Annotated in this window: 25 protein-coding genes and 1 riboswitch; of the genes, 3 read left to right on the top strand and 22 right to left on the bottom strand. The window is 35.4% G+C overall.

The genetic code is table 11. The features are described from left to right. Window positions 1-41: 41 nt before the first annotated feature. A riboswitch (FMN riboswitch) is annotated at window positions 42-177 on the bottom strand. Between the two features lie 29 nt (window positions 178-206). The 9 genes from ESZ47_RS01215 to ESZ47_RS01175 all read right to left on the bottom strand — a co-directional run bounded on the left by ESZ47_RS01215 (window position 207) and on the right by ESZ47_RS01175 (window position 6622). After that, on the bottom strand, window positions 207-956 hold the full coding sequence (locus tag ESZ47_RS01215; protein WP_148604030.1) for a pseudouridine synthase: 750 nt from the start codon (window positions 954-956) through the stop codon (window positions 207-209). Further along, the gene (scpB, locus tag ESZ47_RS01210; protein ID WP_148604028.1) at window positions 949-1548 is read right to left on the bottom strand and encodes an SMC-Scp complex subunit ScpB; all 600 of its coding nucleotides are present in this window, start codon (window positions 1546-1548) and stop codon (window positions 949-951) included. Before scpB ends, ESZ47_RS01215 begins: the two co-directional genes overlap by 8 nt. Continuing rightward, complete coding sequence (locus ESZ47_RS01205) at window positions 1541-2317, bottom strand: segregation and condensation protein A (protein WP_148604026.1); 777 nt, start codon at window positions 2315-2317, stop codon at window positions 1541-1543. The genes scpB and ESZ47_RS01205 overlap by 8 nt, the downstream gene beginning before the upstream one ends. Beyond that, the gene (locus ESZ47_RS01200; RefSeq protein WP_148604024.1) at window positions 2284-2658 is read right to left on the bottom strand and encodes a riboflavin biosynthesis protein RibT; all 375 of its coding nucleotides are present in this window, start codon (window positions 2656-2658) and stop codon (window positions 2284-2286) included. The genes ESZ47_RS01205 and ESZ47_RS01200 overlap by 34 nt, the downstream gene beginning before the upstream one ends. 4 nt (window positions 2659-2662) lie before the next feature. After that, complete coding sequence (xerD, locus tag ESZ47_RS01195) at window positions 2663-3559, bottom strand: site-specific tyrosine recombinase XerD (protein WP_148604023.1); 897 nt, start codon at window positions 3557-3559, stop codon at window positions 2663-2665. After that, window positions 3556-4419, bottom strand: coding sequence for a CvfB family protein (locus ESZ47_RS01190; RefSeq protein WP_148604021.1), 864 nt, complete (start codon window positions 4417-4419; stop codon window positions 3556-3558). Before ESZ47_RS01190 ends, xerD begins: the two co-directional genes overlap by 4 nt. Window positions 4420-4506: 87 nt before the next feature. Then, window positions 4507-4953, bottom strand: a complete 447-nt coding sequence (locus ESZ47_RS01185; RefSeq protein ID WP_148604019.1) for a GatB/YqeY domain-containing protein — start codon at window positions 4951-4953, stop codon at window positions 4507-4509. An 80-nt stretch (window positions 4954-5033) separates the two neighbouring features. Beyond that, the gene (rpsU, locus tag ESZ47_RS01180) at window positions 5034-5219 is read right to left on the bottom strand and encodes a 30S ribosomal protein S21 (RefSeq protein WP_004899901.1); all 186 of its coding nucleotides are present in this window, start codon (window positions 5217-5219) and stop codon (window positions 5034-5036) included. A 134-nt stretch (window positions 5220-5353) separates the two neighbouring features. After that, complete coding sequence (locus tag ESZ47_RS01175) at window positions 5354-6622, bottom strand: MFS transporter (RefSeq protein WP_148604017.1); 1269 nt, start codon at window positions 6620-6622, stop codon at window positions 5354-5356. A gap of 139 nt (window positions 6623-6761) precedes the next feature. Between ESZ47_RS01175 and ESZ47_RS01170 the strand changes: the two genes are divergently transcribed. Beyond that, entirely contained in the window at window positions 6762-8309 is a 1548-nt protein-coding gene (locus tag ESZ47_RS01170) for a PucR family transcriptional regulator (protein ID WP_148604015.1), read from the top strand. Window positions 8310-8408: 99 nt separating this feature from the next. Continuing rightward, the gene (locus ESZ47_RS01165) at window positions 8409-9818 is read left to right on the top strand and encodes an amino acid permease (protein WP_148604014.1); all 1410 of its coding nucleotides are present in this window, start codon (window positions 8409-8411) and stop codon (window positions 9816-9818) included. A gap of 35 nt (window positions 9819-9853) precedes the next feature. Here the strand turns inward: ESZ47_RS01165 and ESZ47_RS01160 are convergent, their stop codons facing one another. From ESZ47_RS01160 to ESZ47_RS01145, 4 genes are all read right to left on the bottom strand, one after another. Then, window positions 9854-10720: a YitT family protein gene (locus ESZ47_RS01160; protein ID WP_148604012.1), complete on the bottom strand. Its 867-nt coding sequence runs from the start codon at window positions 10718-10720 to the stop codon at window positions 9854-9856. Window positions 10721-10816: 96 nt separating this feature from the next. Then, window positions 10817-12592 carry an aspartate--tRNA ligase gene (aspS, locus tag ESZ47_RS01155; protein WP_148604010.1) on the bottom strand — a complete coding sequence of 592 codons (1776 nt, stop codon included), beginning with the start codon at window positions 12590-12592 and terminating at the stop codon, window positions 10817-10819. Beyond that, complete coding sequence (gene hisS, locus ESZ47_RS01150) at window positions 12589-13890, bottom strand: histidine--tRNA ligase (protein WP_148604008.1); 1302 nt, start codon at window positions 13888-13890, stop codon at window positions 12589-12591. Before hisS ends, aspS begins: the two co-directional genes overlap by 4 nt. A gap of 387 nt (window positions 13891-14277) precedes the next feature. Further along, window positions 14278-15273, bottom strand: coding sequence for an aldose epimerase family protein (locus ESZ47_RS01145; RefSeq protein WP_148604006.1), 996 nt, complete (start codon window positions 15271-15273; stop codon window positions 14278-14280). Between the two features lie 181 nt (window positions 15274-15454). On the opposite strand from ESZ47_RS01145, the gene ESZ47_RS01140 reads away from it, so the two are divergent. Further along, window positions 15455-16387: an AraC family transcriptional regulator gene (locus ESZ47_RS01140; RefSeq protein ID WP_148604004.1), complete on the top strand. Its 933-nt coding sequence runs from the start codon at window positions 15455-15457 to the stop codon at window positions 16385-16387. On the opposite strand, the gene ESZ47_RS01135 is transcribed toward ESZ47_RS01140, so the two are convergent. From ESZ47_RS01135 to ESZ47_RS01095, 9 genes are all read right to left on the bottom strand, one after another. Then, window positions 16384-17556 (bottom strand): galactokinase, encoded by a 1173-nt coding sequence (locus ESZ47_RS01135; RefSeq protein ID WP_148604002.1) that lies wholly within the window; start codon window positions 17554-17556, stop codon window positions 16384-16386. The two genes, ESZ47_RS01140 and ESZ47_RS01135, sit on opposite strands and share 4 nt — an antisense overlap. Before the next feature lie 27 nt (window positions 17557-17583). Further along, the gene (locus tag ESZ47_RS01130) at window positions 17584-18993 is read right to left on the bottom strand and encodes a glycoside-pentoside-hexuronide (GPH):cation symporter (protein WP_148604000.1); all 1410 of its coding nucleotides are present in this window, start codon (window positions 18991-18993) and stop codon (window positions 17584-17586) included. 150 nt (window positions 18994-19143) lie between these two features. Next, window positions 19144-19812, bottom strand: a complete 669-nt coding sequence (locus ESZ47_RS01125; protein ID WP_148603999.1) for a histidine phosphatase family protein — start codon at window positions 19810-19812, stop codon at window positions 19144-19146. A 5-nt stretch (window positions 19813-19817) separates the two neighbouring features. Beyond that, a complete protein-coding gene (locus tag ESZ47_RS01120; protein WP_148603997.1) occupies window positions 19818-20534 on the bottom strand; it encodes a glycerophosphodiester phosphodiesterase family protein in 717 nt (238 codons plus the stop codon). 3 nt (window positions 20535-20537) lie between these two features. Next, window positions 20538-21866, bottom strand: a complete 1329-nt coding sequence (locus ESZ47_RS01115) for an ABC transporter substrate-binding protein (protein ID WP_148603995.1) — start codon at window positions 21864-21866, stop codon at window positions 20538-20540. 66 nt (window positions 21867-21932) lie between these two features. Beyond that, complete coding sequence (locus ESZ47_RS01110; protein WP_148603994.1) at window positions 21933-22751, bottom strand: carbohydrate ABC transporter permease; 819 nt, start codon at window positions 22749-22751, stop codon at window positions 21933-21935. Beyond that, window positions 22741-23640, bottom strand: a complete 900-nt coding sequence (locus tag ESZ47_RS01105) for a carbohydrate ABC transporter permease (protein WP_148603992.1) — start codon at window positions 23638-23640, stop codon at window positions 22741-22743. The genes ESZ47_RS01110 and ESZ47_RS01105 overlap by 11 nt, the downstream gene beginning before the upstream one ends. 33 nt (window positions 23641-23673) lie before the next feature. After that, entirely contained in the window at window positions 23674-24750 is a 1077-nt protein-coding gene (locus tag ESZ47_RS01100) for an ABC transporter ATP-binding protein (protein WP_148603990.1), read from the bottom strand. 200 nt (window positions 24751-24950) lie between these two features. Beyond that, entirely contained in the window at window positions 24951-25952 is a 1002-nt protein-coding gene (locus tag ESZ47_RS01095) for an aldo/keto reductase (RefSeq protein ID WP_148603988.1), read from the bottom strand. Window positions 25953-25959 lie beyond the last annotated feature (7 nt).

The following is a 25959-nucleotide window of genomic DNA, read 5'->3' as shown; positions in this document are numbered from 1 at the left end:
TATTTGTCAGGGTATAACAAAAATGCAGCTTCCGCTTTCTTTTTAGACTTCTTTATACCCGACTTTACGGTCGGCTCTGGAATTTGACCAGATCAGCTGCTAAAGCAGGTCGCGGGCTTACCATGAAAAACATGTCTCACCGCCGGTTGGGATTTACACCCGACCCTGAAGTTTCATATTAAATTTAATATCATTGTAACACTGAATTATTTGTGCCGCAACATTTTATAATCCTGCGCTTTTAATCGCTTGATTTCTACACTAGTCAGCTTACGATATTCTCCAGGTTGTAGACCTGTTAAATCAAAAAATGCATATTGTTCACGTCGAAGTTTCTGTACAGGAAAACCAACTTTAGCAAGCATATTTTTAACTTGATGATTACGTCCCTCATGAATCGTCAGGCGAATCATACTCGTTTTCTTTGTCGGTTCAACTCGTTCAATAGATACCCGTGCTGGTGAAGTCTTACGACCACTCAAAACAACACCACTCTTTAATGGTAACAATGCTTTTTCGGTCGCGATACCTTCAACTTTAGCAACATACGTTTTATTGACTTTACTTTTAGGATGCATTAATTGATTAGCAATCGTGCCGTCGTTAGTTAAAAGTAATGCCCCCGTTGTGTCGTAATCCAAACGCCCCACAGGATAAACTCGCTGATCAACATCCTCTAAAATATCTAACACTGTACGACGACCCTTTTCGTCATCATTTGTTGTTACTACACCTCGTGGCTTATTTAACAAATAATATACTAATTTTTCACGACCCTCGATGGGTGCTCCATCCACTTGCACTTGATCATGTGAAGTAACCTTGGTTCCCAATTCTGTAACCGTCTCGCCATTAACTTGTACACGACCGCTACTGATCATCAGTTCTGCGCCACGTCTTGAGGATAAGCCAGCTTGGGCAATAACTTTTTGTAGCCTTTGTGATTCTTCAGACATTTTTTTCTTCACTTTCTAATTCTTGTGCATCAAAGGCACTAGTAAACAGGTCACCATCAAAATCATCACTGATATCTAACATACTAAAATCAGGTAATGGCGGTAATTCTTGGATATTTTTCAAGCCAAAATAATCTAAAAATATATCTGTTGTCCCGTACATGATGGGACGTCCCGGCTCTTCTTTTCGTCCCACTTCGTAAATCAATTGTCGTATCATTAGTTTTTGTAATGCACCCGCGGATTGAACACCACGAATCTGATCAACTTCTATACGTGTAAGTGGCTGCTTGTAAGCAACAATTACCAACGTCTCTAACTGAACCTGAGATAATGTGGTATCAACAGGTGATTCAAAATACTTTTTTACCGTACCACCCAATTTTGATTTGGTCACTAAACGATAAACATCATTATTTGCACGAATCTCTAAAGCACTGTTGTCATCGTTATCATATTTTAAAGTTAATTCTTCGATTAATCCTTGTATAGCAGATCGATCAAATCCGGTGATGCCACTTATATTTGTGATAGATATACCTTCATCACCAGATATAAATAACAACGCCTCTATTTGACTTAAATTATTCATCTTCGTCAAATGCCTCAATTTCTACATAAATTTCTTGCTGATAATGATTTTGATGTAACTTTATTTTTTTTCCTTTTGCCATTTCTAATAATGCCAAAAAAGTCATCACTAATTGTTCACGTTCAAACATATTATCAAAAAGAGATGTGAACAAAACGTGATCACCTACTCGATGATTAATCAAATGTTTATTAATATTATGAGTAGCTTCAACCAATGTGTATGTTTCAGCAGCAACATGTCTTCTTATTGGCCGTTGTTGCCTTTTCTTTTGTAGTAACTTCGTGAAAGCTGTTTGCAAGTCAACTAACACCAGACCTGGTGCCAAAGTCGTGTCATAATCTAAATCATCGGGAGTCATCATTGGCACACGTGAAAACGATTGCTGATCTGCGTTTTCTCTTTCACGTAAAACTTCACTTGCCACTTGAAATTGTTTGTATGTCAAAAGCTGTAACATTAATTCTTCGCGCGGATCAGTATATTCTTCTTCAAAGCCAAGATCATCTAATGCCTCCTCAGGTAATAAATCTGAAGATTTTATTTTGACTAGTGTGGCAGCCATAACCAAATACTCGCTTGCTACATCAAGCTGCATTGCTTGTTGTGTGTGAATAAATGCTAAATATTGTGCTGTTATCTCAGCAATTGGCAAATCAAAAATGTTCATCTCTGATTTTTTAATTAAGTGCAATAATAAATCTATCGGCCCTTCAAAGTCACTTAATTTTATTGTTAAACCATTTTTTGCGATGTTGACTTTCTCCATTTATTGATTAATTTCTGATTATCTAAAGTGCCCATCAAGAAGGACTCAGGGTGTTGCTCTTGATAATCGGAAAGCATGGCAAAATAGTTCCTAGCACTACGTGATTCTGGCGTGAGTGCGACATGACGAATAATTGTAATCTCAGCGTTATAAACTTCAACACCTAACATACCCAAAATTTGTCCTTGTGATTCTTTTTGCCATACATACAAAGACCTAGCCTCATTATCATGATACCAAGCAATTTCTGCATTTAAATGCGCGATTTCTCGTAATCCAGGTAGTAAGGATAAAATACCCATGACTGTTTTTTCATTCGATTGTCTTGAAATTGTCAACATAAAATTACGCTCTCGGGTGGTATTCATCATAAACTTCACTAAGACGCTTTTTAGAAATATGGGTATATATTTGTGTTGTCGAAATATCAGCATGACCTAACAGCTCTTGCACGATACGTAAATCAGCACCATTTTCTAAAATATGCGTAGCAAAAGAATGTCGCAACGTATGTGGTGATACATCCTTCGTAATACCAGCATCTATCACGAGTTTTTTGATAATTTTCCAAATTCCTTGTCGTGAAATTTGTGTTCCACGATCATTTAAAAAAACAAATTGAGACTCTTTTTCCTTTAGTAATGCACTTCGACTTTCTTCAAAATAGCGTTTTAACCAATCAATTGCAATTTCACCGATGGGAATAATACGCTCTTTATCCCCTTTTCCAATTGTTTGAATCAAACCTAGCTGTAAATGCAAATCAGCCATTTTTAAATTGACCAACTCGCTAACACGTAGACCAGTAGCATACATCACTTCCAATAGGGTTCTGTTTCGTAAACCTAATGGTGTTTCTTCCGTAGGAATTTGCAACAACAGATCAATTTCTTCAACACTCAAAACAGCTGGCAAATGTTCCGCTTTTTTCGGTGGACGAACATCACTCATTGGATTATGCGCGATTACATTTTCTCGCATGAGGTAACTAAAAAAATTACGTAACGTTGTTACCATTCTAATGACAGAACTATTTGATTTTCCCTGTTCTCTAAGCTGATTTAACCAAGCTAAAACGCCAATATGGTCCACCATTTTCAAGGGTAACTTTTCTTTATCCAAGTACTTACCAAATTGCATCAAATCTTGGTGATAACTAGTAATTGTGTTTTCAGATAAGCCACGCTCAATTCGGATGTAATGTAAATAATCTTCAATTGCATTATCAATTTCTTGCGTCATTTTTCATTGAGTTTGATTCCGTCTTCAGTTTGTTCAATTAGACGATCTTTGTATAAATGCCCTAAAGCTCTTTTAAACTGACTTTTACTAAAACCAAATTGTTTCTTTATCGCTTCAGGATTACTTTTATCGTTGAATGGTAAAAAGTGATCAGCACGTCTTTGTAGCTGTATCAATAAGAACTGTGCATCCTCATCCATTGTTTTGTAAGCTAAGGGTTTTAGAGATAAATTGAGGGAGCCATCATCATTTACACCAATCACACGTGCATCAACTACTTGACCTAGGCGTGGTTCATCATTACGTTGCGAAGGATGGATAAACCCTAGGTAATATTCATCAGTGACAACTAAAGTGCCAGCCATTTTATTTCGGTAGACCGTTGCTTTAACTGTCTTTGACTTTATGCTTTGAGGTGCTTGGCGTGAAACTGCATGAATAATATTTTGCTGTGCGATTTCGCCCCACAAGCGCCCTTTGGTATCTTCTTTAATAGCTATCATCAATCGATCACCTTTTTGAGGCCAAAGTGTTGATATCGTTGGCAAGTCATCTAAAGAGACCACAACATCCTTATTAGGTAGCCCTATTGAAACAAACACCCCTAAGTCATGTCGACTCGCAACAACCGTTCCCCAACCATATACTGATTTTTGGGCAGCCGGTGTTTTCTTGGTAATTTGCAACTTATGCCCTTCGTTTTCATATGCAAATCCCGTCACAAAACCACCAATTTTTAGCGGCTTTTGAAGCTCTGCTTTATCAATCTCATATGTAAAGCCATCAACTTGAGCAAAGAAATACTTATCATTTTCATCAGTGACGTTTGCTTTTATAACTGTTCCAACTCTTGGGTTCATAAATTCTTCCTTAACATGCGCAACATCACGCACTATTTATATTACTTATCATTTTAACATGAGTAGTTTACATAATCTATGGACGTGTTATTGTTTTAACAAATCTTTGACTTGATTAGCTACAAACTTACCATCTGCTCTACCTTTAACTTGTGGTGTCACAACGCCCATGACCTTCCCCATATCCTTTGGTGAAGTAGCGTTTGTTTGTTCAATTGCCTCACGAATGATACTGATAATCTCTTCTTCTGTCAATGGCTCTGGTAGGTACTTAGCCAACACTTTTAATTCATCTCGAATGCCTTCGGCCAAGTCTTCACGATTACCTTTTTCAAACTCAGACAATGAATCTTGACGTTGTTTAACTTCACGTGACAACACAGTTAATTCCTCTTCTGTTGTTAAATCATGTCCCAAAGTAATCTGTTCGTTCATCACAGTTGATTTAACCATACGAATAACAGACAAAACATCTCTCTTCTTTTCTTTCATTGCCTGCTTCATATCAGCATTTAACTCTTCTAACAAACTCATGTGCAATACTCCTTTTAAATTCATTTATTTTATTCTATCACAAAAGAAAAACGCCACCGAAGTGACGTTTCAGGTTCAGATTAACGACCCTTTTTCTTGTTACGCTTTTGTGCTGCTTCAGACTTCAATTTACGAGCAACTGAAGGCTTAACATAGAATTCGCGCTTACGGTATTCTTGGAGAGTACCGTCCTTTGAAACACCGCGCTTGAAGCGACGCAATGCATCATCCAAAGATTCGTTCTTACGTACGATGACCTTTGCCATGTGATAACCCTCCTTTCTCGCATTTTATTTCGTTAAACGACATGCAGTAAATACTTATTTATTATGACAGAATTATTCTTAATCGTCAATACATAAACAATTAATATTAAGCTATAATAGGCGTCTAACACGAATTACTTATCCAAATGAGAAGTATGCTTTGTGTCAGTCATTCGCCAATAAACTAGCAAACTAATAAAAATAACGACAGTCACGTATACAAAGAACAAATTTTCATGGTTTATTTTCTTTAAGTACAACGCAACATATTCAACTGTTCCACCAAATATCGCAACCGTTAACCCATAAGGTAACCCGACGCCCAATGCACGAATCTCCGTTGGAAACATCTCGGCTTTAACAATCGCATTAATTGAAGTATAACCGGTTACGATAATCAGTCCAGCCAACATGAGCAAAAAAGCTTCAAAACCTGTTTTTACTTGTTGGAGTAAGATAAAAATAGGCATTGTAAATATTGTACCCATAATACCAAACCAAAATAGTAATGGTTTACGACCAATTTTATCAGAAACAGCACCAGCAATCGGTTGTAATAACATAAAAATAAATAAGGCAGCAAAATTAATTAATGTAACTTTTTGCGTTGGCAACCCAACAGAGTTAATCATAAATTTTTGTAAATAAGTTGTATAAGTATAAAAGGCAATTGTACCACCTAATGTCAAACCAACAACTGTTAAAACTGACTTTGGATATTGCAATAATAGGCGTAAGCTACCACTATTTCGATTATTTTGTGTCTTAAATTGATCAGATTCCTCCATACTCAAGCGGAGAAATAACACCACGATTGCACCCAAAGCACCAACTACAAATGGTATACGCCAACCCCAACGTGATAGCATCTCATTTGACAAAAGTGATTGCAAAATAATTTGCACTCCTAAAGCAATTAATTGTCCACTAATCAATGTGACATATTGAAACGATGCATAAAAACCTCGATGACCTCGGCTTGCCATCTCAGAAAGATATGTTGCTGAAGTACCATATTCACCACCAAGCGATAGCCCTTGAAAAAGTCTAGCTAGTATTAGGATAATTGGTGCTGAAATACCTATTGTACTATAACTGGGAGTGATAGCAATCACAAGCGAACCTACTGCCATAATTAGTACAGATAATGTGAGAGCGGCACGACGCCCATACTGATCAGCATATTTACCAAGTATCAAACTTCCTAATGGTCGCATTAGGAATCCAATTGCAAACACAGCAGCAGTACTCAATAATTCTGCTGTTTTATCGTGACTTGGGAAAAAGGCAGGTGCAAAGTAGATCGCAAAGGATGCGTACACATACCAATCAAACCACTCAATTAAATTACCTAGTGAACCTTTTAAAATATTACTAATAATTTTTTTCTCTGTACGTTGCATAAGTTCACCTCTTATTTTTTCTTTACTTTAGCTAATGCATTCAGAATAATCACTGTCAAATTGCACAATTTTTTTAATTTCATTTGTACATATTAACAAAAAATGTCATAATGATAAAAATATAATTGGAGGTTTTTCGGTGAATATTAAAGAATTATTAAACAATCCTATTTTAGGAGAATATCCTATTCTGGCTGGTTCTAATGGTCTTAATCGTGAAATTACTCAAGTTGGCATGATTGATGCTCCTGATTTTGATGAGTATGTTACTTCAGGACAACTTATCCTAACAACAGGTTTTTTATTTAAAAACAATTGGACTTTGCTTCGTGAGTTAATCATAACAATGGACAAACACAATGCTGCTGGACTAGGTATTAAAATGAGTCGATATCTTTCCAATCTACCACGTGACATTATTGTGTTGGCTAACAAACACCGTGTACCAATTTTAATGACACCAAATAATGAATTATTGCCACAAACCATTCAAAACATCACAGATGTTATATTAAACACACGTACCAGTGAACTGCATGAAATTGTGAACATTAATCATAGACTATCAGAAATGCAAAATAACAATACTTATCAGCACTTATTAAATCTTAGTGCTGAAATTTTAGATGCTTCATTAACTTTACTAGATTCACATTTTCGTGCGCTATATGCCAGTACTGAATTGCTACCGCAACGTGATTTTTTCACAACTTTTTTACGTGAAAAATCTGGCATTGATTACTTAAATTTAACTCAGAAAGTCCATGTCACATTTCATAATAATGTTTTTGAAATTTCACCCATATTTTCTGCTTTAAATGAGAACAAGGCCTTTGTGGCTATTATGAGCTCCGGTAAAACCTTATCTGATTTTGAATTATTAAAAAGAGAACAAGTTATAACAGCTTTAGGCTTTTCAAACTCCCGCACTGATTTACTCAATGAAACTGAATTTCGTAATCGGTCTGGATTCTTTTTGAATATTATGCAACACGGCTTAAGCAATGCAGCTATCGATAACTATTTAAAAAATGCAGGCATCGATTCTCAAAATCCTTATCGCGTTGCAGTAATCGATTTTACAAGAAAAAAAACAGTCATTGAAACACATCAATTTGAAATTTTACAGGCCTTAACACGCTGGTTTATTAACGAGTTTAATTGGTCCGTACTGATTTTTTCCTATAAACAACAGCTTATTTTACTAATTGACAATAAAATCGATACAAGAAAATTTTTGAAGCAATTATATAATTTTTTGACTACACAAGAAAAATTAGCCTATACTTTTACGATTGGTTTTTCCCGGGTGGCGGAACCTATTCATACTTTGGCAGATCTCTATGAGCAAGCTAATCATGCATTGCAACTCACCTCCTCTACACATCCTATTATGCGCTTTCGTCCCAAAAGTGCACAAGAAATGTTGGATTTACTACCTAAACAAGAAAGTGATGCCTTCGTTGAAAGAATATTAGGACCTATTTTAGATAATCCGAGCCTGCTCAAAACATTAGAAACCTACATGTTTTTACATCAAAATGTCACAGCTGTAGCTTCTGATATGTTCGTACACCGAAATACTATTAATTATCGTCTGAAACGGATATCTGAGTTACTAGATGTCAATTTGGATATGCCAGACGTTTTGGTGGATATTCAGCTTGCCTTTTTACTATTAAATTAGTCATATTGCACAATTATTTATTTATTTTTTGTTCATTTTAAAATGAGAGAAAGATGATGATTGTGTTAGAATTGTTATCAATCTAGGAGGACAAAGCTTATGAGCCAACAAATAAAAGCAACAGTCAACGCGGACGGAACCATTCGCGGTTTAAAAAAGAAACATGTTCAGATGATTGCCATCGGTGGAACTATTGGTACAGGATTATTTCTGGGAGCTGGAAATTCTATTGCCAAAACTGGCCCATCAATTTTAATTGTGTATGCTATATTAGGTGCATTTTTTTTCATGATGATGCGTGGTATTGGAGAAATGCTTTATGCAGACCCCTCCCAACACACTTTCGTCTCTTTTATTAGTAAATATGTTGGCGCTGGCGCCGGATATTTTGCTGGTTGGTCTTATTGGATTGGTTTACTGTTTGTGGCCATGGCTGAATTAACTGCTGTTTCAACCTACGTTAAATTTTGGTTCCCTAGTTGGAAAACTTGGGTAATACAAATTGCTTTTCTGTTCGTTCTCACAATGATTAATTTAATCGCTGTTAAAGTTTTTGGTGAAACGGAATACTGGTTTGCGATGATTAAAATAATTGCAATTGTAGCAATGATTGTCACTGGATTAGTACTCATATTTACTGGATTCAAAGCGCCAGCGAGTGGCGGTCATACTGTGGCTTCCTTTAGTAATGTCTTTTCAAACTTCTCGCTCTTCCCAAATGGTGCCTCAATGTTTATCGCCGCCTTTCCCATGGTATTTTTCGCTTTTCAAGGCATGGAATTCGTTGGTATTACGACTGCTGAAACAGAAAACCCTCGTGAAGTTCTACCAAAAGCAATCAATACAATTATCATACGCATTTTAATCTTCTATTTAGGGGCAATGATTATTATCATGTCAATTATTAACTGGCACGTCATCGCTAAAACCCCTGAATCCAGCCCTTTCGTAATGGTATTCCAATTAGCAGGTTTTAAAGCAGCCGCCACCATTATTAACTTCGTTGTACTAACTTCTGCTGCCTCTGCCTTAAATTCTGCCATTTATTCAGCAGGACGCCATTTTTATCAACTGGCTGAAGAATCTGATTCTAAATTCATGACCAGTTTTAAGGAAATTTCTTCAAATGGAGTTCCTGCAAAAGCCATTATTTTGACAGCAATTCTAGTCCTGCTATCTCCGATTATTAACGCTATTCCACAAATTACTAGTGCATTTGGATTAATCACATCAATTTCTTCAAATATGTATATTATTGTTTACGCAATGACAATGTATGCACACAGAAAGTTTCGTGAATCAAGTAATTTCATGCCCGATGGTTTCTTAATGCCTGGATACAAGTGGACTAGTCCGCTAACGCTTTTATTTTTCGTCAGTATTTATGTTAGTTTGTTCTTTCAATCTGATTCTCGCATTGCTGCTGTCGGTGCTATCCTCTTTACCATTGTATTTGGCTACCTTTCCCATCGAAAATTTTCTAATAAAAACACAGTTACTGTATACTAACAAAAAAGAGTCGTTGCATAAAGCAACGACTCTTTTTATAATTCAGGTTCGTAAAATCGGCCAACAGTATGTTCAATTTTCCACGTTGATGAAAAAGCATGTTCATCGACTTCCTTAATAGCTTCACGTAATTCAAAACGTTCTTGTTGTGTAATAACCGTTAATAATACTGATCGTTCTCGTCCCGTGTAACCACCACGCGCATCGTCAATAATAGTTACCCCTCGTCGAAGCTTGTGTTGAATACTATCAACCATCTCGTCAGGTTTTGTAGTGATAATCATGACTTGCATTTGTTGTTGTCGCGTATAAAATGCATCAATCATTCGCGAGCTAATAATCACACCAACAATTGAATATAAAGCATACTTCCAGCCATAAGTTAATCCTGCACCAACCATAATCAGAGCATTAAAGGACAGATTAATTGGTCCCATCTTAAATCCATAATGCTTTTTGACAAGCAAACCAATCACATCCAAACCACCTGTACCAACACCATAACGTAATGCCGTTCCAACCGCCATACCATTCAGTGCACCACCAAACATTGCGTTTATCAATGGATCAGTGGTTAGAACACGTGTCGTATCAAATACTGGGATTAAAGCTGAGCTAAGTAATACTGCTAAGGTGGTAAAAATAGCAAACCGCCAAGATAATTTCCACCAAGCAATTACCAACATTGGTAGATTAACAAGTGCCAATGCTAACGCTACAGACACTCTGTCCCCAGTTAATGTTGAAACAAGTTGTGCAAATCCGGTAAATCCAGAAGAATAAATATGTCCTGGATGCCAGAAATAATTCATTGCAAAAGCAACAATTACACCATAAAAGACGGCACCACCAATACGACTAGCATACTGATTTTTCATAAAATTGTGAACAATTTTTTGCATAATTAAGATATGTATCAAACAAGAACATTATTGTCTATACTTTAATACACGTTCATCTCCAAGATTTATCTAAATTAATAATAACACATATAACCATTATTCAGCGTCCGGTACAAACAATCCAAGTTCATTTAATTGTTTACTTTCGACACGTGTTGGCGCCTCAGTCATAGGCTCTGTGGCTCGAGAATTTTTTGGAAAAGCAATTACTTCTCGAATATTTTCTTGCCCTGCCAATAGCATTGCCAAACGATCCAGACCTAAGGCAATTCCTCCCATTGGTGGGAACCCGTATTCCATGCCTTCAAGCAAGAAACCAAATGCTTCATGGGCTTTTTCCTTTGTAAATCCAAGTGCTTTAAGCATCTTTTCTTGTATATCCATACGATGAATACGAATTGAACCAGAACCTAATTCATAGCCGTTTAACACTAAGTCATAACTTTGAGCATGCGCTTTATGCGGGTCTTCGCCTTCATTCAAATAATGCAAATCCTCTTCATTTGGCATTGTGAATGGATGATGAGCAGCTATCCAACGGTCAAAGTCTTCAGAATACTCAAACAGTGGCCAGTCAACAATCCAAGCAAATGCCCATGGATTTGTTTGATCAATCAAATCTAATTCTTTAGCTGTTTCACGACGCAAGTAATCTAGTGTTGCTGAGACAATATCCATTCGTCCAGCACCAAACAAAAGTAAATCACCATCGTTGGCATCAGATTTTGCAATTAATTCACTTTGCATTTCAGTATTAAAAAATTTAGCTATGGGGCCTGTTAACGCACCTTCAGCTACTTTCATCCAAGCCAGGCCTTTCGCACCAAAACGCTCAATATACTTTGTCAATTTATCAATATCTTTACGAGAATAATGATTAGCCCCACCTGGAACAGCAAGTACTTTAACGACGCCACCATCTTTGACAGAATTAGCAAACACGCCAAAATCACTATTTTTCACTGTTTCAGATAAATCTTTTATTTCATAAGGAATACGCAAATCGGGCTTATCTGTACCAAAGCGATCCATAGATTCTTGCCAAGTTAGTGTTGGAATATTTTCCGTATCAAGGTTAAATCCAACCACGTCATTCATCATCGCTTTAACCCATTCATTGACCAATTCACGAATCTCATCAGCTGACATGAATGATGTTTCAACATCCATTTGAGTAAACTCTGGTTGACGATCGCCACGTAAATCTTCATCACGAAAAGCGCGCGCAATTTGAAAATATCGATCAAATCCAGCGCCCATTAATAGTTGTTTGAATAATTGTGGTGATTGTGGCAGAGCATAAAATGATCCTGGAAATACACGTGATGGTACCAAATAATCACGCGCTCCTTCTGGTGTTGACTTAGCCAATATTGGTGTTTCAATGTTAATAAAGTCATGTGTATCCATAAAGTGCATTGCACTGCTCATGATTTTTGAACGAATACGTAAGTTTCTTTGCATTTCTGGACGTCGCAAATCTAAGTAACGATATTGTAATTTCAACTCTTCATTAGCATTAACATCATTTTCAATGTAAAATGGTGGTGTTTTTGCAGTTGACAAAATTTCGGCTTCTGTGACATCAATTTCAATTGCACCAGATTTAATTTTTGTATTTAACTGACTTTCAGCACGTTTAACAACTTGCCCTGTAATTTTTAAAACATATTCACTACGTACTTTTTCTGCAACAGATAGTGCAGCAGCATTTGTTGCGTTAAATGTCAGTTGAACAATCCCTTCACGATCACGTAAATCAACGAAAATCAAATCACCAAAATCGCGTCGCTTTTGTACCCAACCAGTTAATGTCACTGTTTGTTCAAGATATGTTTCATCAATTAGTCCCGCATAATTTGTTCTTTTCATTCTTTATCCCCTTCTGCATCCAGAATAGTTGGTAAGTTTGTGTACAAAGTTGCTAAATCAACAGATGTTTGTTGACCATTTGCCATATTTTTAATATTAACAACTTGGTTTTCTAATTCTTTTTCACCAATAGTAATCACATACTGTGCATGACAACGATCAGCAGTTTTAAATTGTGCTTTGGCTGATCTTGCAAGGTAGTCACGTTCAGCAACATAACCAAAAGCACGAACAGCTTGAACAATTTTTGTTGCTGCAATATCTGTTTCATCACCAATATTTACAACATAAAAATCAATATTCTGATTATCATCAGGTGATACATTTTGAGCTGCTAGTAAGTCAAGTAATCGTTCTACACCGATTCCAAAGCCAACACCAGGTGTTTCCGGACCACCGAACTCTTCAACTAGACCGGAATAACGTCCGCCACCAGCAATCGTTGCTGCACCCTTCAAACTATCATCGGTTGTCATGATTTCAAAGATTGTATCATTGTAGTAATCTAATCCGCGCACCATTGTTGTGTCAATTTCAAAATTCAAACCTAAAGTTGTCAAAATTTCTTGTAATTTTTCCCAATGTTTAATCGATTTTTCAGACAAATAATCTAAAATTGAAGGTGCATCAGCAACAAAAACCTTATCGCGAGGATCTTTAGAATCTAGAACACGTAATGGATTTTTTTCCAAACGTTCTTGAGAATCTGCAGATAATTCATCAAAATGTGGCTTAAGATAGGCAATCAACGCTTGTCGATAAGCATCACGTGACTCCTTGTCACCCAGTGTATTAATCGCAACTTTTAAATTTTTGAGCCCTAATGTTTTGAAAAAATCAACTACCATTGCTATAATTTCTGCATCTAAGGCTGGTGAATCTGATCCAAAGGCTTCAGCACCGATTTGATGAAATTGACGGAACCGACCAGCTTGTGGTCGTTCATATCGGAACATCGGTCCCATATAAAAAGTCTTGTATGGCTTATCAAATTCAGGTCCGTATAATTTATTTTCAACATAAGCACGAACAACTCCTGCCGTGCCTTCAGGACGCAACGCAATATGACGATCACCCTTATCATGAAAATCATACATTTCCTTGGTTACAACATCAGAAGTGTCTCCCGCTGATCGTGAAAAAACTTCAAAATTTTCAAATAAAGGTGTTCTGATTTCCTTAAAATTATAATCGCCAAATAAAACACGTGCAACTGCTTCAACATGTTGCCACTGCGCTGTTTTACCAGGTAACAAATCAGCTGTGCCCTTTGGTTTTTGAAATATTGGTTTTGCCATAGTCGTTATTGTTTAATGCTTGTTTATCAAGTTTTGAACATCAGCTACATAATTAGAAAGCTTCAGGTACAAACGATGAACAAATTTAAACGTGTTTCCTCCGTTAGTATGTTTAAAATCCGAAAAAAACGCCCTAACGATTTATCGTTAAGGGCGCAATTTGCACGGTACCACCTTAGTTTAACATTGTCATGTCACTTTAATTGCTTAACGCGCAACCACGAGCTGCCTTAAACAACAGCAACCTCCAAGGTGTCCAAAATTACGTTTTTGTTTTGCTTACAGCATCCGCAAAATTTCTTTATGTCCAAACAATAATTTTTCCAATTCATCGGTTTTAATATAGTTAATAATAGCTTTAACCACAAACAATGTCAAGGATAATTTTTAATCAGTTATGCTATACGTAACCATATATTCTTTCAATTCACCTGCCGGTAATATAATGTCACCAAAACCTTCATGGTTGACAGCATCGGGTAACGTTTGCATTTCAATAGCTAACGCCGTAAAAGATGCACTTTTGGCCCATGAATCATCGTGTGCTGTAACCTCTGGATTCGTCATGAAAACTACTACACCATTTCGATCTGAATCAATAGTTAATGCACGTCCATTTTGAGATTCTTTAACAATAACAAGATTTTTATCATGCTGATTATCGAGTAACCAAGCATCATCAAATTGCTCATCTCCTATTTTCTTCATTCGAGAAAAATCAAATCTCGTGTTTTTATTATCCAATAATCGACCAGTTGGCACTGTATTACTATCTACCTCAACATGCTTTTGAGATGCAATTTGTAATTCATGTTTAGTAATATCAGCATTTTTACCAACTAAGTTAAAATAGACATGAGTCATTGGATTAAATAATGTGGTTTCAGTAGACTGTCCACTAAATTTAATTGTCACGTGATCATCATCATACAATGTATAGGTCACATCCATCTGTAACTGCCCTGGGAATTCATCATCAAATACATGCGATAACTTAACTTCAGCAGCATGTCCCATATTACGAGCGGTTCCTTGCCAGTTAACTGTGTCGAAACCATTCACACTTGAATGTAGCACATTACCTCTTTCATTTGGCGTTAAATTAAATATTTTACCTGATAAATTATAAGAAGTTTTGGATAAGCGACCACCGACACGACCAATCGTATTGCCAAGATGTAGTGGATTATTCAAGTAACTATCTAATTCATCAAATTGAACAAGTAATTCCTGCTTTTCCCCAGCACGTTCAATTGAAAATGATTGCCATGTTGCACCATAAGAAATTACAGTTATTTGTGTGTGGTTAATATTTTCTAGCGTAAATGAAGTTACTTTGTCACCATCGGGCAACGTACCAAATACATCTTCTACTACTTTCATATGCTACCTCTTTCTTCAAAATATTTATTCCTTACTGTCATTAACTACTTAATTTAATAATATGCTATGTCTATTTCGTATCACAAGGCGTTCATACTTTATCTCAACTATTTATTAATTAAAATGGTATACTAGCCTTGCATTGAAAGCGCTATCAAACAAAACAAAAAGGTACTGCAAGATGGAAAAATCACTTTTTAACATTATTACTCAACATACATTTCAATCAAGTATTTGCTTTGATTTTGCTGGTGTCAGTAAAACTTTTGCCAGTCATTCTTCTGGCCCATTGAAACGTTCAAATTATCTGATTCATATTGTTTTAGCTGGCCATGGCACATACTTTACTAGCAATCAAAAATACACATTAAGTGCCGGTGATTTTTTCCTCGTCAGACCTAATGAAACTATATTTTATCAGGCTGATTTGAACGATCCGTGGCATTATGCTTGGATATCTATTGGCGGTGACGAAACTACGCAGCTTATCGAACATTTTTCCCCATTTAAAAATAACCGCTATATATTCTCTTGTTCAAATATTAAACAGTATCTTCAACTAATCATCAAAACTTTAACATTAACTGACCAAAAACCGAAATCCGAACTGCAATTAAATCAAATATCTAGCACTTTTTTGGAGTTATTAATGGACGAAAATGGTTTGGAAGTAAATTCTTCTCGTCAAGAAATTTCACATCAACTAATGTCAGAATATACAAAGCTTGCCTTAACTTACATCAATAACAACTTTACTTACAATACTTCCATAAATGACATAGCAACTGCCATTAAAATTAATCGTTCTTATTTTTCTAGACTTTTTCAACGTGATTTAGGTATATCCCCCAAACAGTTTTTACTTCGCATGCGTATTAATGAAGCTTGTCAACTTCTTCAGACAACTCAACTATCAATCAATCAAATTGCCGAAAAAGTCGGATTCAGTAATGCATCAATTTTCGGTCACTCTTTTACACAGTTCATTCATGAGACGCCTAGTGCATACCGAAAAAGGAGAAGATTTAATAATATCAGTAAACAATACCCTTTAGAATGGCATCAAATTGATGATATCTTAGGTGGACTAAACCCTGTTCAACAATCTACCTAGTCTTCCAACTTTAATGTTCCATTGCCAATATGAGCAACATAAAATTTGGGGGCATAACCGATGATATTGAGGTAATCATCATATACTTTATTCTCAAAATTAGAAATGGCTGATTCTTTAACCAATGCTATCGCACACCCTCCAAATCCGGCACCTGTCATTCGCGCTCCTAAGACACCTGGTTGTTTTTGTGCTGAAGTAACTAATGTATCTAACTCAGTACCTGTCACTTCATAATCATTTTTTAAAGAGGCATGAGAAGCATTCATCAGTTGACCAAAAGATGCTAAATCTCCTTCTAGCAGTGCTTGTTTTGCCTTTAACGTCCGTTGATTTTCATAGACGGCATGACGAGCTCTTTTAATCAACGTTTCATCATTAATTAATTTTACATTCTGATCAAAAATTTCATTCGTTAACTCCCCAAGTGACTGTATACTCAACTTGGTTTGCAATAGCTTCAAGGCTGTTTCGCATTGGGAACGTCTTTCATTATATTTTGAGTCACTTAATTCTCGACGCTTGTTCGTATTCATAATCACAATGGCGTACTCCCCAAGCACTATTGGAACCAATTCATAAGACAAAGTATTTGTATCTAATAATATCGCTTTTTGTTCCTGACCAAAACCAATCGCAAATTGATCCATAATACCTGTATGTAAACCGAAGTATTGGTTTTCAACTTTTTGACCCACTTTAACAAGTTCTAACCTAGATATATCTAAATTAAATAAATCTTGTAAAGCAACACCGACTAACAACTCTAAGGAAGCTGAAGATGATAATCCAGCACCATTTGGTATATTGCCTTCAACTAGTAATTCAAATCCACTATCAAATTTATACCCTTGCGCTTGAAGTTGCACAATAACACCTTTCACATAATTAGCCCACCCATCATTTTCATCAAATAACATTTTTTTATAATCTAGCTGCACAACGCCTTTTTCCTCAAAATTGACAGAATAAACTAAAATACGCTGATCATCACGCTTTCTAGCCACACCATAAGTGCCATAGGTAATAGCTGCCGGAAACACATGTCCGCCGTTATAATCTGTGTGTTCACCAATAAGATTAATACGCCCTGGCGAGAAGTATTGTTGTGTTACGTGTGGCCCAAATTTTTCAGCAAATTTTGTATTTAATGATTTAATTCTTTTCATAATTAACCTTTCAAAATTAAATAGTTTTTATTTCGTGTAACGTTCTTCCAATTCAGCAACAATCTTAGCATGCTTTTTTTCTGTTAATGTTACTTTAAACATGAAAATCAATAGAGAGATAATCATTAAAGCTGCCGGAATATAAAAAGCATAAAGTTTATAGGTATGAATACCACCGGCTGTCATATCTTTAAAAGTTGCGTTTCCAGTCATACCAGCAGCAATGGCAACAAATCCGACAATAGCATTTGAAAAAGCACCAGCTAACTTATCCAGCAAAGGCCGTAATGACAGTGTAACTGCTTCATTTCGTTGCCCATTTTTCCACTGACCATACTCAACAGAATCTGTAATAGTCATTAAAACAGATAGGAAAATAAGTTGTTGTGGGAAATAAAAAAGCACAAGTCCCAGACCAACAACCCACAAATTATTCCCAGCAATGGTAAACATCACATAACTCAATACCATCATTGTAATTCCACCTGCAAAAACATAACGTCGTGTTAACTTTTTAGCTAAGAATGGGAATAATGGTACGGCAATGATACCGGTAACCATTGAAATCACACCAACCATGGCGAATTCATCAACACGACCAATTACAAATTTGAAGTAAAATAATAACACACCTGTCGTTGCAACATTAGCAATAGCATAGAAAATGTATGACAAAGCCAACCACAGTAGTTGGTCATTTTTGACAATTGCTTTAAAAACATCAATGATATTATATTTTTCACTAACCTGCGTTCTTAAAACCGTTTCATTTTCTTTAGAAAATTTTGCAGTAATAATAGCTGATCCACCTGATAAAATAGCAACAATCAACGCAAACCAAAACCACCCAGTGGCGCTTTCTTTACCAGTACCACCGCTAATCGCTGTGAAAAACGCTACAGTCGGCACAACCATTGCAGTAGTACCATTTGCACCCAAAGATGAACCAAATCGCGCAAAAGTTGCTAAAGTGCCACGTTCAGCTGTATCCGTAGAAAGTGCTGGAATCATTGACCAAAAGGCAATATCTTTAAAAGAATAAAAACTATCTAAAATGACGAAAACAATGATAAATATGACTAAATAAAAGGATGGATTACTAATTGATAAACCAAAAAAATTAGTAAAAATAACAAGCAAAGCAAAACTGGAAACAATGCCACCAATAACTAACCACGGCTTAAATTTTCCATATTTAGAATGTGTATTGTCAATTACACTACCAATAATGGGATCAAAAACAATTTCTATTAAGCGAATACCTACCACCAACGAGGTTACTATCCCGATGTATTTAGCCTCTGTAGCTTTATCACTACCAGCAAATAATGTGCTGGTAACGAAAATCATAAAATATGTTGATAACGTGACATAATACGCGTCATGACCAAATGCACCAAAAGCGTATGCAAAACGTTGTTTCATTTTATCAGACATCTTTCGACTCCTTATTATTTATTAAGTTCATGATACACGTTAACAATACTATGTAAGCGTTTCCAAAAATAGCGCAATTTGTCTCTTATTTTTGTTATTTTGTGATATTAAAAAATCACCACTCTGTGAGTGATGATATTATTTAACTTTCTAAAGATTATGTTGATTATATTTATTTAATTTCATTTTCAAATCATCATTGATCTCAAAAATAGATATCGAAGCATTATCAGGGTTTTTATGGTATGAACGTGTTGTTCGAGTAGCAAGTTTACGAATCACTGCGCCATGAGTAATGACTAAAATTTTATCTCCATTCTGTGATTCAGAAAAAATATGTCGTAATCCTTGTTCAATGCGATGCCAAAATTCTAATGAATTCTCTGCGTCATGAGATGGGTCGATCAATTTAAACCTATCCATGATTTCATCTTCTGGAAAATACATTGCTAATTCACTGTCATTTGCCACCGAAACCTTATTGATTGTTTTTAAATCAAATAACTTTGAAAATATGTTTAACTGATCGCCTTCAAATGAGCCGAAGAATTGTTCACGAAAATTTGAAACATATTCTAACGGTATTACCTGTTGATTTTTATTTTCTGATAATATAATTTCTGTTGTTGATCTAGCGCGGCCCAAATCACTAGAATAGACTTTTGCAAATGACAACCGATTAATTATTTTACCAACATGAGTCACTTTATTAACCCCTTCTTGAGTTAATAAAGAGTCCGACCAACCTTGTATTTTCTCACAAGTATTAAAGTATGTTTCACCATGACGTACAAAATATAGCTGAATCTTTTTTAGCATTTCAATTACCCAATAGTATCCCTGAGCTGAATGGCAGTCTCAAAATCATCCGTAAAAATACCAGCAATCTTACGTAAAAACAATGATTTCATCTGTTCTTCATCATTAACTGTCCAAATTCGTTGCACAATATTGCTTTCCAATAAAGATTCATAGTTCAAATGCAATGCTTGGAAATGATTATTCGCCATAAATTGTACTGGATTTTGGATTTTAAATGGACTTAGAAATGCCAAATTTTGTGTATGATCTATTTGATACAATCGTTTTAGAGTCTGGATATTAAAAGAAGAAAATATTATTGGTTGTTGCAAATCATACGCTTTGAGTGCATTAAGCACACTCTCTTCTATACCAGGATACTCAAATTGGTCCGTTTTCAACTCAATATTTAACTGGATATTTGAGTGATTAAAAATTGCTAGTACATCATCGAGGGTTGGCACATACTCATCATGAACTAAATTTTGGTCTTTTCTATTTTTGTCGTTAATCAGCTTGACGGTTTGCAAATCAGAAAAATTCAAATCTTTAATAAATCCTGAATAATCGGTCGTTCGATCTAATTTCTCATCATGCATAACAACAGGTACATTATCTTTTGTTAAATGGACATCAAATTCTACAGCTTCCCCGTGTTGCGCTAAATATTCAAACCCAGAGATAGAATTTTCAACAAATTTTACTGGTATACCACGATGTCCAAAAATTGTTGTTGCCATATATTATTCTCCTGTTTGTTCGTTTGCTTCTTTAATGTCAGTAGTTGTTTGCTTAGCAGCTTTGCTTAATTCTGAATCAACATCTTTACCATTAATGACATTTTCCATTGCGTTTTGTGTGTTAACACGTTCTTTTGACATAGCTGTAATCAACGCACCCGCACTAGCAGCATTAATTTTAGTTGCTTTTAATTGATTAACTGGTGCTGCTAAAATAGGCGTTTCTTTAAACGCATCTTTCAAGAGCTTTGTATCATAAGACTTATTATTAACAGCGAAATAACCTGTGTCAATTGACCATTGAGCTTGTTCCTTTGCAGACGTGGCAAACTTTAAGAATTCAAATGCTCCTTTTTGTACTTTAGTAGACTTTCCCTTTGATAGCCAAATACTTGCACCACCGATCACAACACCGTTTGCTTTCGTACCTTCTGGATGAGGTAAATAAGTTACACCAACATTAAATTTTGCATTCTTCTTGATATTTCCCAACGAAGCTGACGAATTCATAAACATATCAATTTGACCAGAAGTAAACGCTGATACTTCACTATCTCCCGCATTAGCTCCCGTTCCAAAATCTACTAGGGTACCAGCAGTAGCATTTGTTTTGATCCAATTTAAAATATTTTTACCAGCTTTATTATTGAATGTTGCTTCAGTAGCTGTTTTCTTACGTCCATTACCATTGTTAACAAGCGTTTGATTTTGGTTAGCAAGTAATTCTTCAAAAGTCCACCCATAAGGAAGAATTGATAGCTTAGCACTACCAGTTTTTTCTTTCAATTTTTTTGCTGCTTCAGTCACTTGTTCATATGTAGGATTTGTAGGTAGATCATCAATGCCCGCATCCTTAAACGCATCTTTATTGTAATAAAGCACTGGCGCACTAGAATTGAATGGCATCGAATATAATTTGCCATTAATCGTATAATAATTTAAAATATTTTTTCGCAAATCCTTAGTATTGTACTTATATTTTTTAATGAGCGTCTGCATGGGTTCAATCATTCCTGATGTAGACAACTGTTTAGTTGAAATTTCGTTTGACTGGAATAAATCTGGTGCTTTACTCGTGCCACCGACCGACAAAAACTTTGGCAAAGCTTCAACATACTGCCCTTGGAATTCTGGTGTAACTTTATACTTTGTTTGTGAAGCATTGAATTCGTTAACTATACGTTCGATTGCTTGCTGATTTTGGCCTGTCATTGAGTGCCAAAAAACAATATTTTGGCGCTTCGTTTCTGCAGCATGAACTTGCGTTAATGGCAACAATGCACCGATTCCTATTGTAGTCAGCACAGTGTACTTTGCAAAATTCTTAAACATTTTATATTCTCCTATTTACTATTTTAACTGCTAAATAAAATCTTCTCTGCGAAAACTCTCAATAAACTACTTAATAACACCATTTGTTAGGCCTTTTTTAAAATATTTTTGGCCTAAAAAAATAATCAACAGTGTGGGAATCACTGAAATAATTGTTACGGCCATAATCAAACCCCAATTGCTTGCTGTATCTTGCGAACGCAACTGTCTCAAACCAATTTGCACTGTCCGCACTTTATCATTTGTTGTAGCAATTAATGGCCATAGATACATGTTCCAATTTGTTAGAAAGCTGTACAATGCAAATGTAATAATACTAACTCTTGTATACGGCACAACAACTTTTGTAGCAAATTGAAAATGATTCAATCCCTCAATATCACTTAATTGTCGTAATGCCGTCGGAATTTGTTCAAAACTGGTTTTCATCATAAATGTTCCAAACGCTGAAGCCAAAAATGGTAATCCAATTGCTGCGTATGTATTTAATAAGTTCAAATCACGCATTGTTGCAAAGTTAGGGATAATTTGAGCTTCAAATGGTAGCATCATTGTACTTAAGAATAAAATAAAAACCGATTTTTTAAATCTAAAATTTAAAAATACAAATGCATAAGCAGCCATGGCCGACAAAACCACTTGTCCAATCATAACTAATCCCGAAACAATAAAACTATGCAATAAAAATTTAGCCATCGGTGTATTGGTAAACACCTTAATATAATTTCCAAATTCAAGATGTTTTGGCCAAAGATTGCCCTGAGCAATTGATTGACTAGAGGATAAACTTAGCGAAATACCTAAAATTAGAGGTAATAGCAATAATATTGTTACACTAATTAGCAAAATTAAGCGAGAGGTTTTTTGAAAGTTACTAGTTTGCATTTTTAGCTCCTTTCTTATTTTTTACATAAAATTGAAGCATCGTAAATATCATAATGATTATTGTCAAAATAACAGATTGTGCACTTGCTCGACCAACGCTATGATTTACGAAAGCATCTTGATAAATAGCATAGACCAGTAAATTAGTATGATAATCTGGGCCACCCGAGGTTAAGATATCAACTTGTCCAAATGTCTGAAATGCATTAATCAACGTTACAACAGTAACAAAAAATATTGTGGCACTGGTTGATGGAATCGTAATCTTTCTGAGTCGCATCCACCAAGATGCGCCATCCAAATCAGCTACTTGATACAAATCTTGGGGAATAGCTTGAATAGCACCTAATAAAATTAAAAATGAAAATCCGAGATTCATCCAGACAGTCGTACCAATAATTGCTATCAAAGACCAAGTTTGGTCAGATAAAAAATTAATTTGTGGTAAATGTAGTAACGTAAGTATTTTGCTAAATAAACCAATTTGTGGGTTGAACATAAACAACCATAAAATTGAAGCAACAGTTACGGAAACACCCATCGTTGATGAAAACATCGTTCGAAAGAGCGCGATTCCTTTCATTTTTTGGCTAGCAAGTACAGCCATAAGATAAGACATAATTAATGTCAACGTCGTTGAGAAAAAGACAAAAATCAATGTGACTGTAAATGATGTACCAAAACTATCTGAGTTAAATAAATTCAAAAAATTTTTGAATCCAATAAACTTAATTGGATTACCCATTAAATCAGTTAATTGCATACTGAGAATAAATGTTTTTACCATTGGATAAAAAACAAAAATTCCAAGAATAATAAACGATGGTAACAATAATGACCATGCCAATAAATTTTGACTAGCTAATTGTCCCTTTTTATCTTTTTTCATAGTTTCTTAATCCAAGTTCTTAACACAATTTTTTTAAACAACCGTTAACTCGGACTGCCCAATTTTAATTAAGTTACCTTCTAATGTGAAAAGTAACACCTTGTCAGGCAGAATGTCGAAGTTAACAGAATCTCCTATCATCAGGTGAATTTGTTCGCTGACTTTGATTCTAAACGGCTCAACAAGACCAATATCAACTTCTAAATTTGTGCCATCCCCTAGTGGTTCAATGTGGGTCACTTTTCCTTTCAGTTGACCACTATTTTTGATCACTATGTTTTCCGGACGGGCACCTAACTTAAACTTTCCTTGAACATTTTCAAAATTAAAGGGTATTTTGAAAGTATTATTTAGTTCTAAAATATCATTTTTAATACTGACATCTACCAAATTAATTGCTGGTGAGCCAAAAAAATCAGCTACAAATGTATTAGCAGGAACATTATAAAGATCTAAAGGTGACCCAATTTGCTCTATTTTACCCTCGTTCAACAACATAACTTGGTCACCCATTGTCATCGCTTCAGTTTGATCATGCGTAACATAAATCACGGTTATACCAAGTTGTTGTTGCAGTGAACGTATTTCCTTACGCATTTCAGCACGAAGCTTAGCATCCAAATTAGATAGTGGTTCATCCATTAATATAATTTGTGCATCAGATACTAGTGCTCGTGCTAAGGACACACGCTGTCTCTGCCCACCAGATAAGTTGCCTGGTTTTTTATTTTTATATTCTTCTAAATGAACTAAATTTAATACTTCACGTAATTTTTTTTGTTGAATATCTTTATCCGTATGTCTTGCTGCTAAACCAAATACAATATTTTCTGAAACAGTTAAATTAGGCATTAATGCATAATTTTGAAAGACCATAGACAAATTTCTGTCCTTTGGCGGTAACTGTGTGACATCTTTACCGTTAATAATAACAGCCCCTTCATCTATGGGGATAAATCCTGCAATAGCATTTAAAATAGTACTTTTGCCCGATCCTGATGCACCAACTAATATATAGAATTGTCCATTTTCAATCGTTGTATTAATATCTGTTAAAACCTCTTCTCCATTTTCATACGTCTTTTTCAAATGTTGCAATTCAATCGACATATCATTAGCTCTCTTTCACTTTGCATCGATGACATAATATTTGTTAACATTTCCACTATAACAATCATTTGTAAATGGCTATTTTCAAATAGGTAAAGTTTATAAAGAATACTGAATGAATCGGTATTATTTGCATAAAAAACATCGCAATACTGAATTGCGATGTTTTTTATAATTAAATATTTAAATTTCAAAAATTGTTAATCAATTACATATTCTGCTAATATACGATCAATCGCTAATAATTCATCTGGTTCAAATGATAAATTATCCAACGCTTTGACATTCTCTACAATTTGCTCGGGTGTGCTAGCACCAATCAACACACTAGCTAACTGAGGAATTCTCAAATTCCAAGCCAATGCCATTTGTGGTAAGCTTTGCCCTCTTTTACGAGCAATCTCACTCAATCGTTGAACAGTACTAATGGTGGGTTGAACTTTTTCTTTAGTTAGAAAAGGAATCGTTATTTTATTAGCGCGGGAATCAATAGGAATACCATCAAAATATTTGTCAGATAACAACCCTTGTGCTAATGAACTGAAACCAACCGCGCCTATTTTTTCTTTCTTTAAAACCGAAAATAAATTTTGCTCTGCTTGCCTATTAAACATATTATAGCGTGGTTGATGAATGATGAAAGGCGTCTTTAGAACCTTAAAAATCTCACTAATTTCTTTTGTCTGTTGACCTGAATAATTAGAAATACCTATATAAAGCGCCTTCCCCTGACGAACAAGTTGATCTAGTCCTTCTGCTGTTTCTTCAACTGGTGTGTTTGAATCTGGTCGATGACTATAAAAAATATCAAAATAATCCAAACCTGTACGCTTTAAGCTCTGGTCTGCACTTGCAATAATACTTTTTCGTGAGTTCCAATTACCATAAGGTCCAGGCCACATTTGATGGCCCGCTTTACTAGCAATTACCAATTCATCACGATAAGAAAACATGTCAGTAGCCATAATCTTGCCAAAATTATTTTCAGCACTTCCAGGTTTAGGGCCATAGTTGTTGGCTAAATCAAAATAAGTAATCCCGAGGTCAAAGGCTGTGTGAATCATATCTTTTTGATTTTCATAAGGGTCTACGCTTCCGAAATTATTCCATAGACCTAAACTAATTGCTGAAACTTTTAACCCACTATGGCCAACATGATTATATATCATTTTTTCGTAACGTTCATCATTTGCTTTATACATTGAATAC

This window comes from Leuconostoc litchii, from assembly GCF_008107645.1.
Taxonomy (GTDB): domain Bacteria; phylum Bacillota; class Bacilli; order Lactobacillales; family Lactobacillaceae; genus Leuconostoc; species Leuconostoc litchii.
This window is presented reverse-complemented; position numbering and strand designations above follow the sequence as displayed.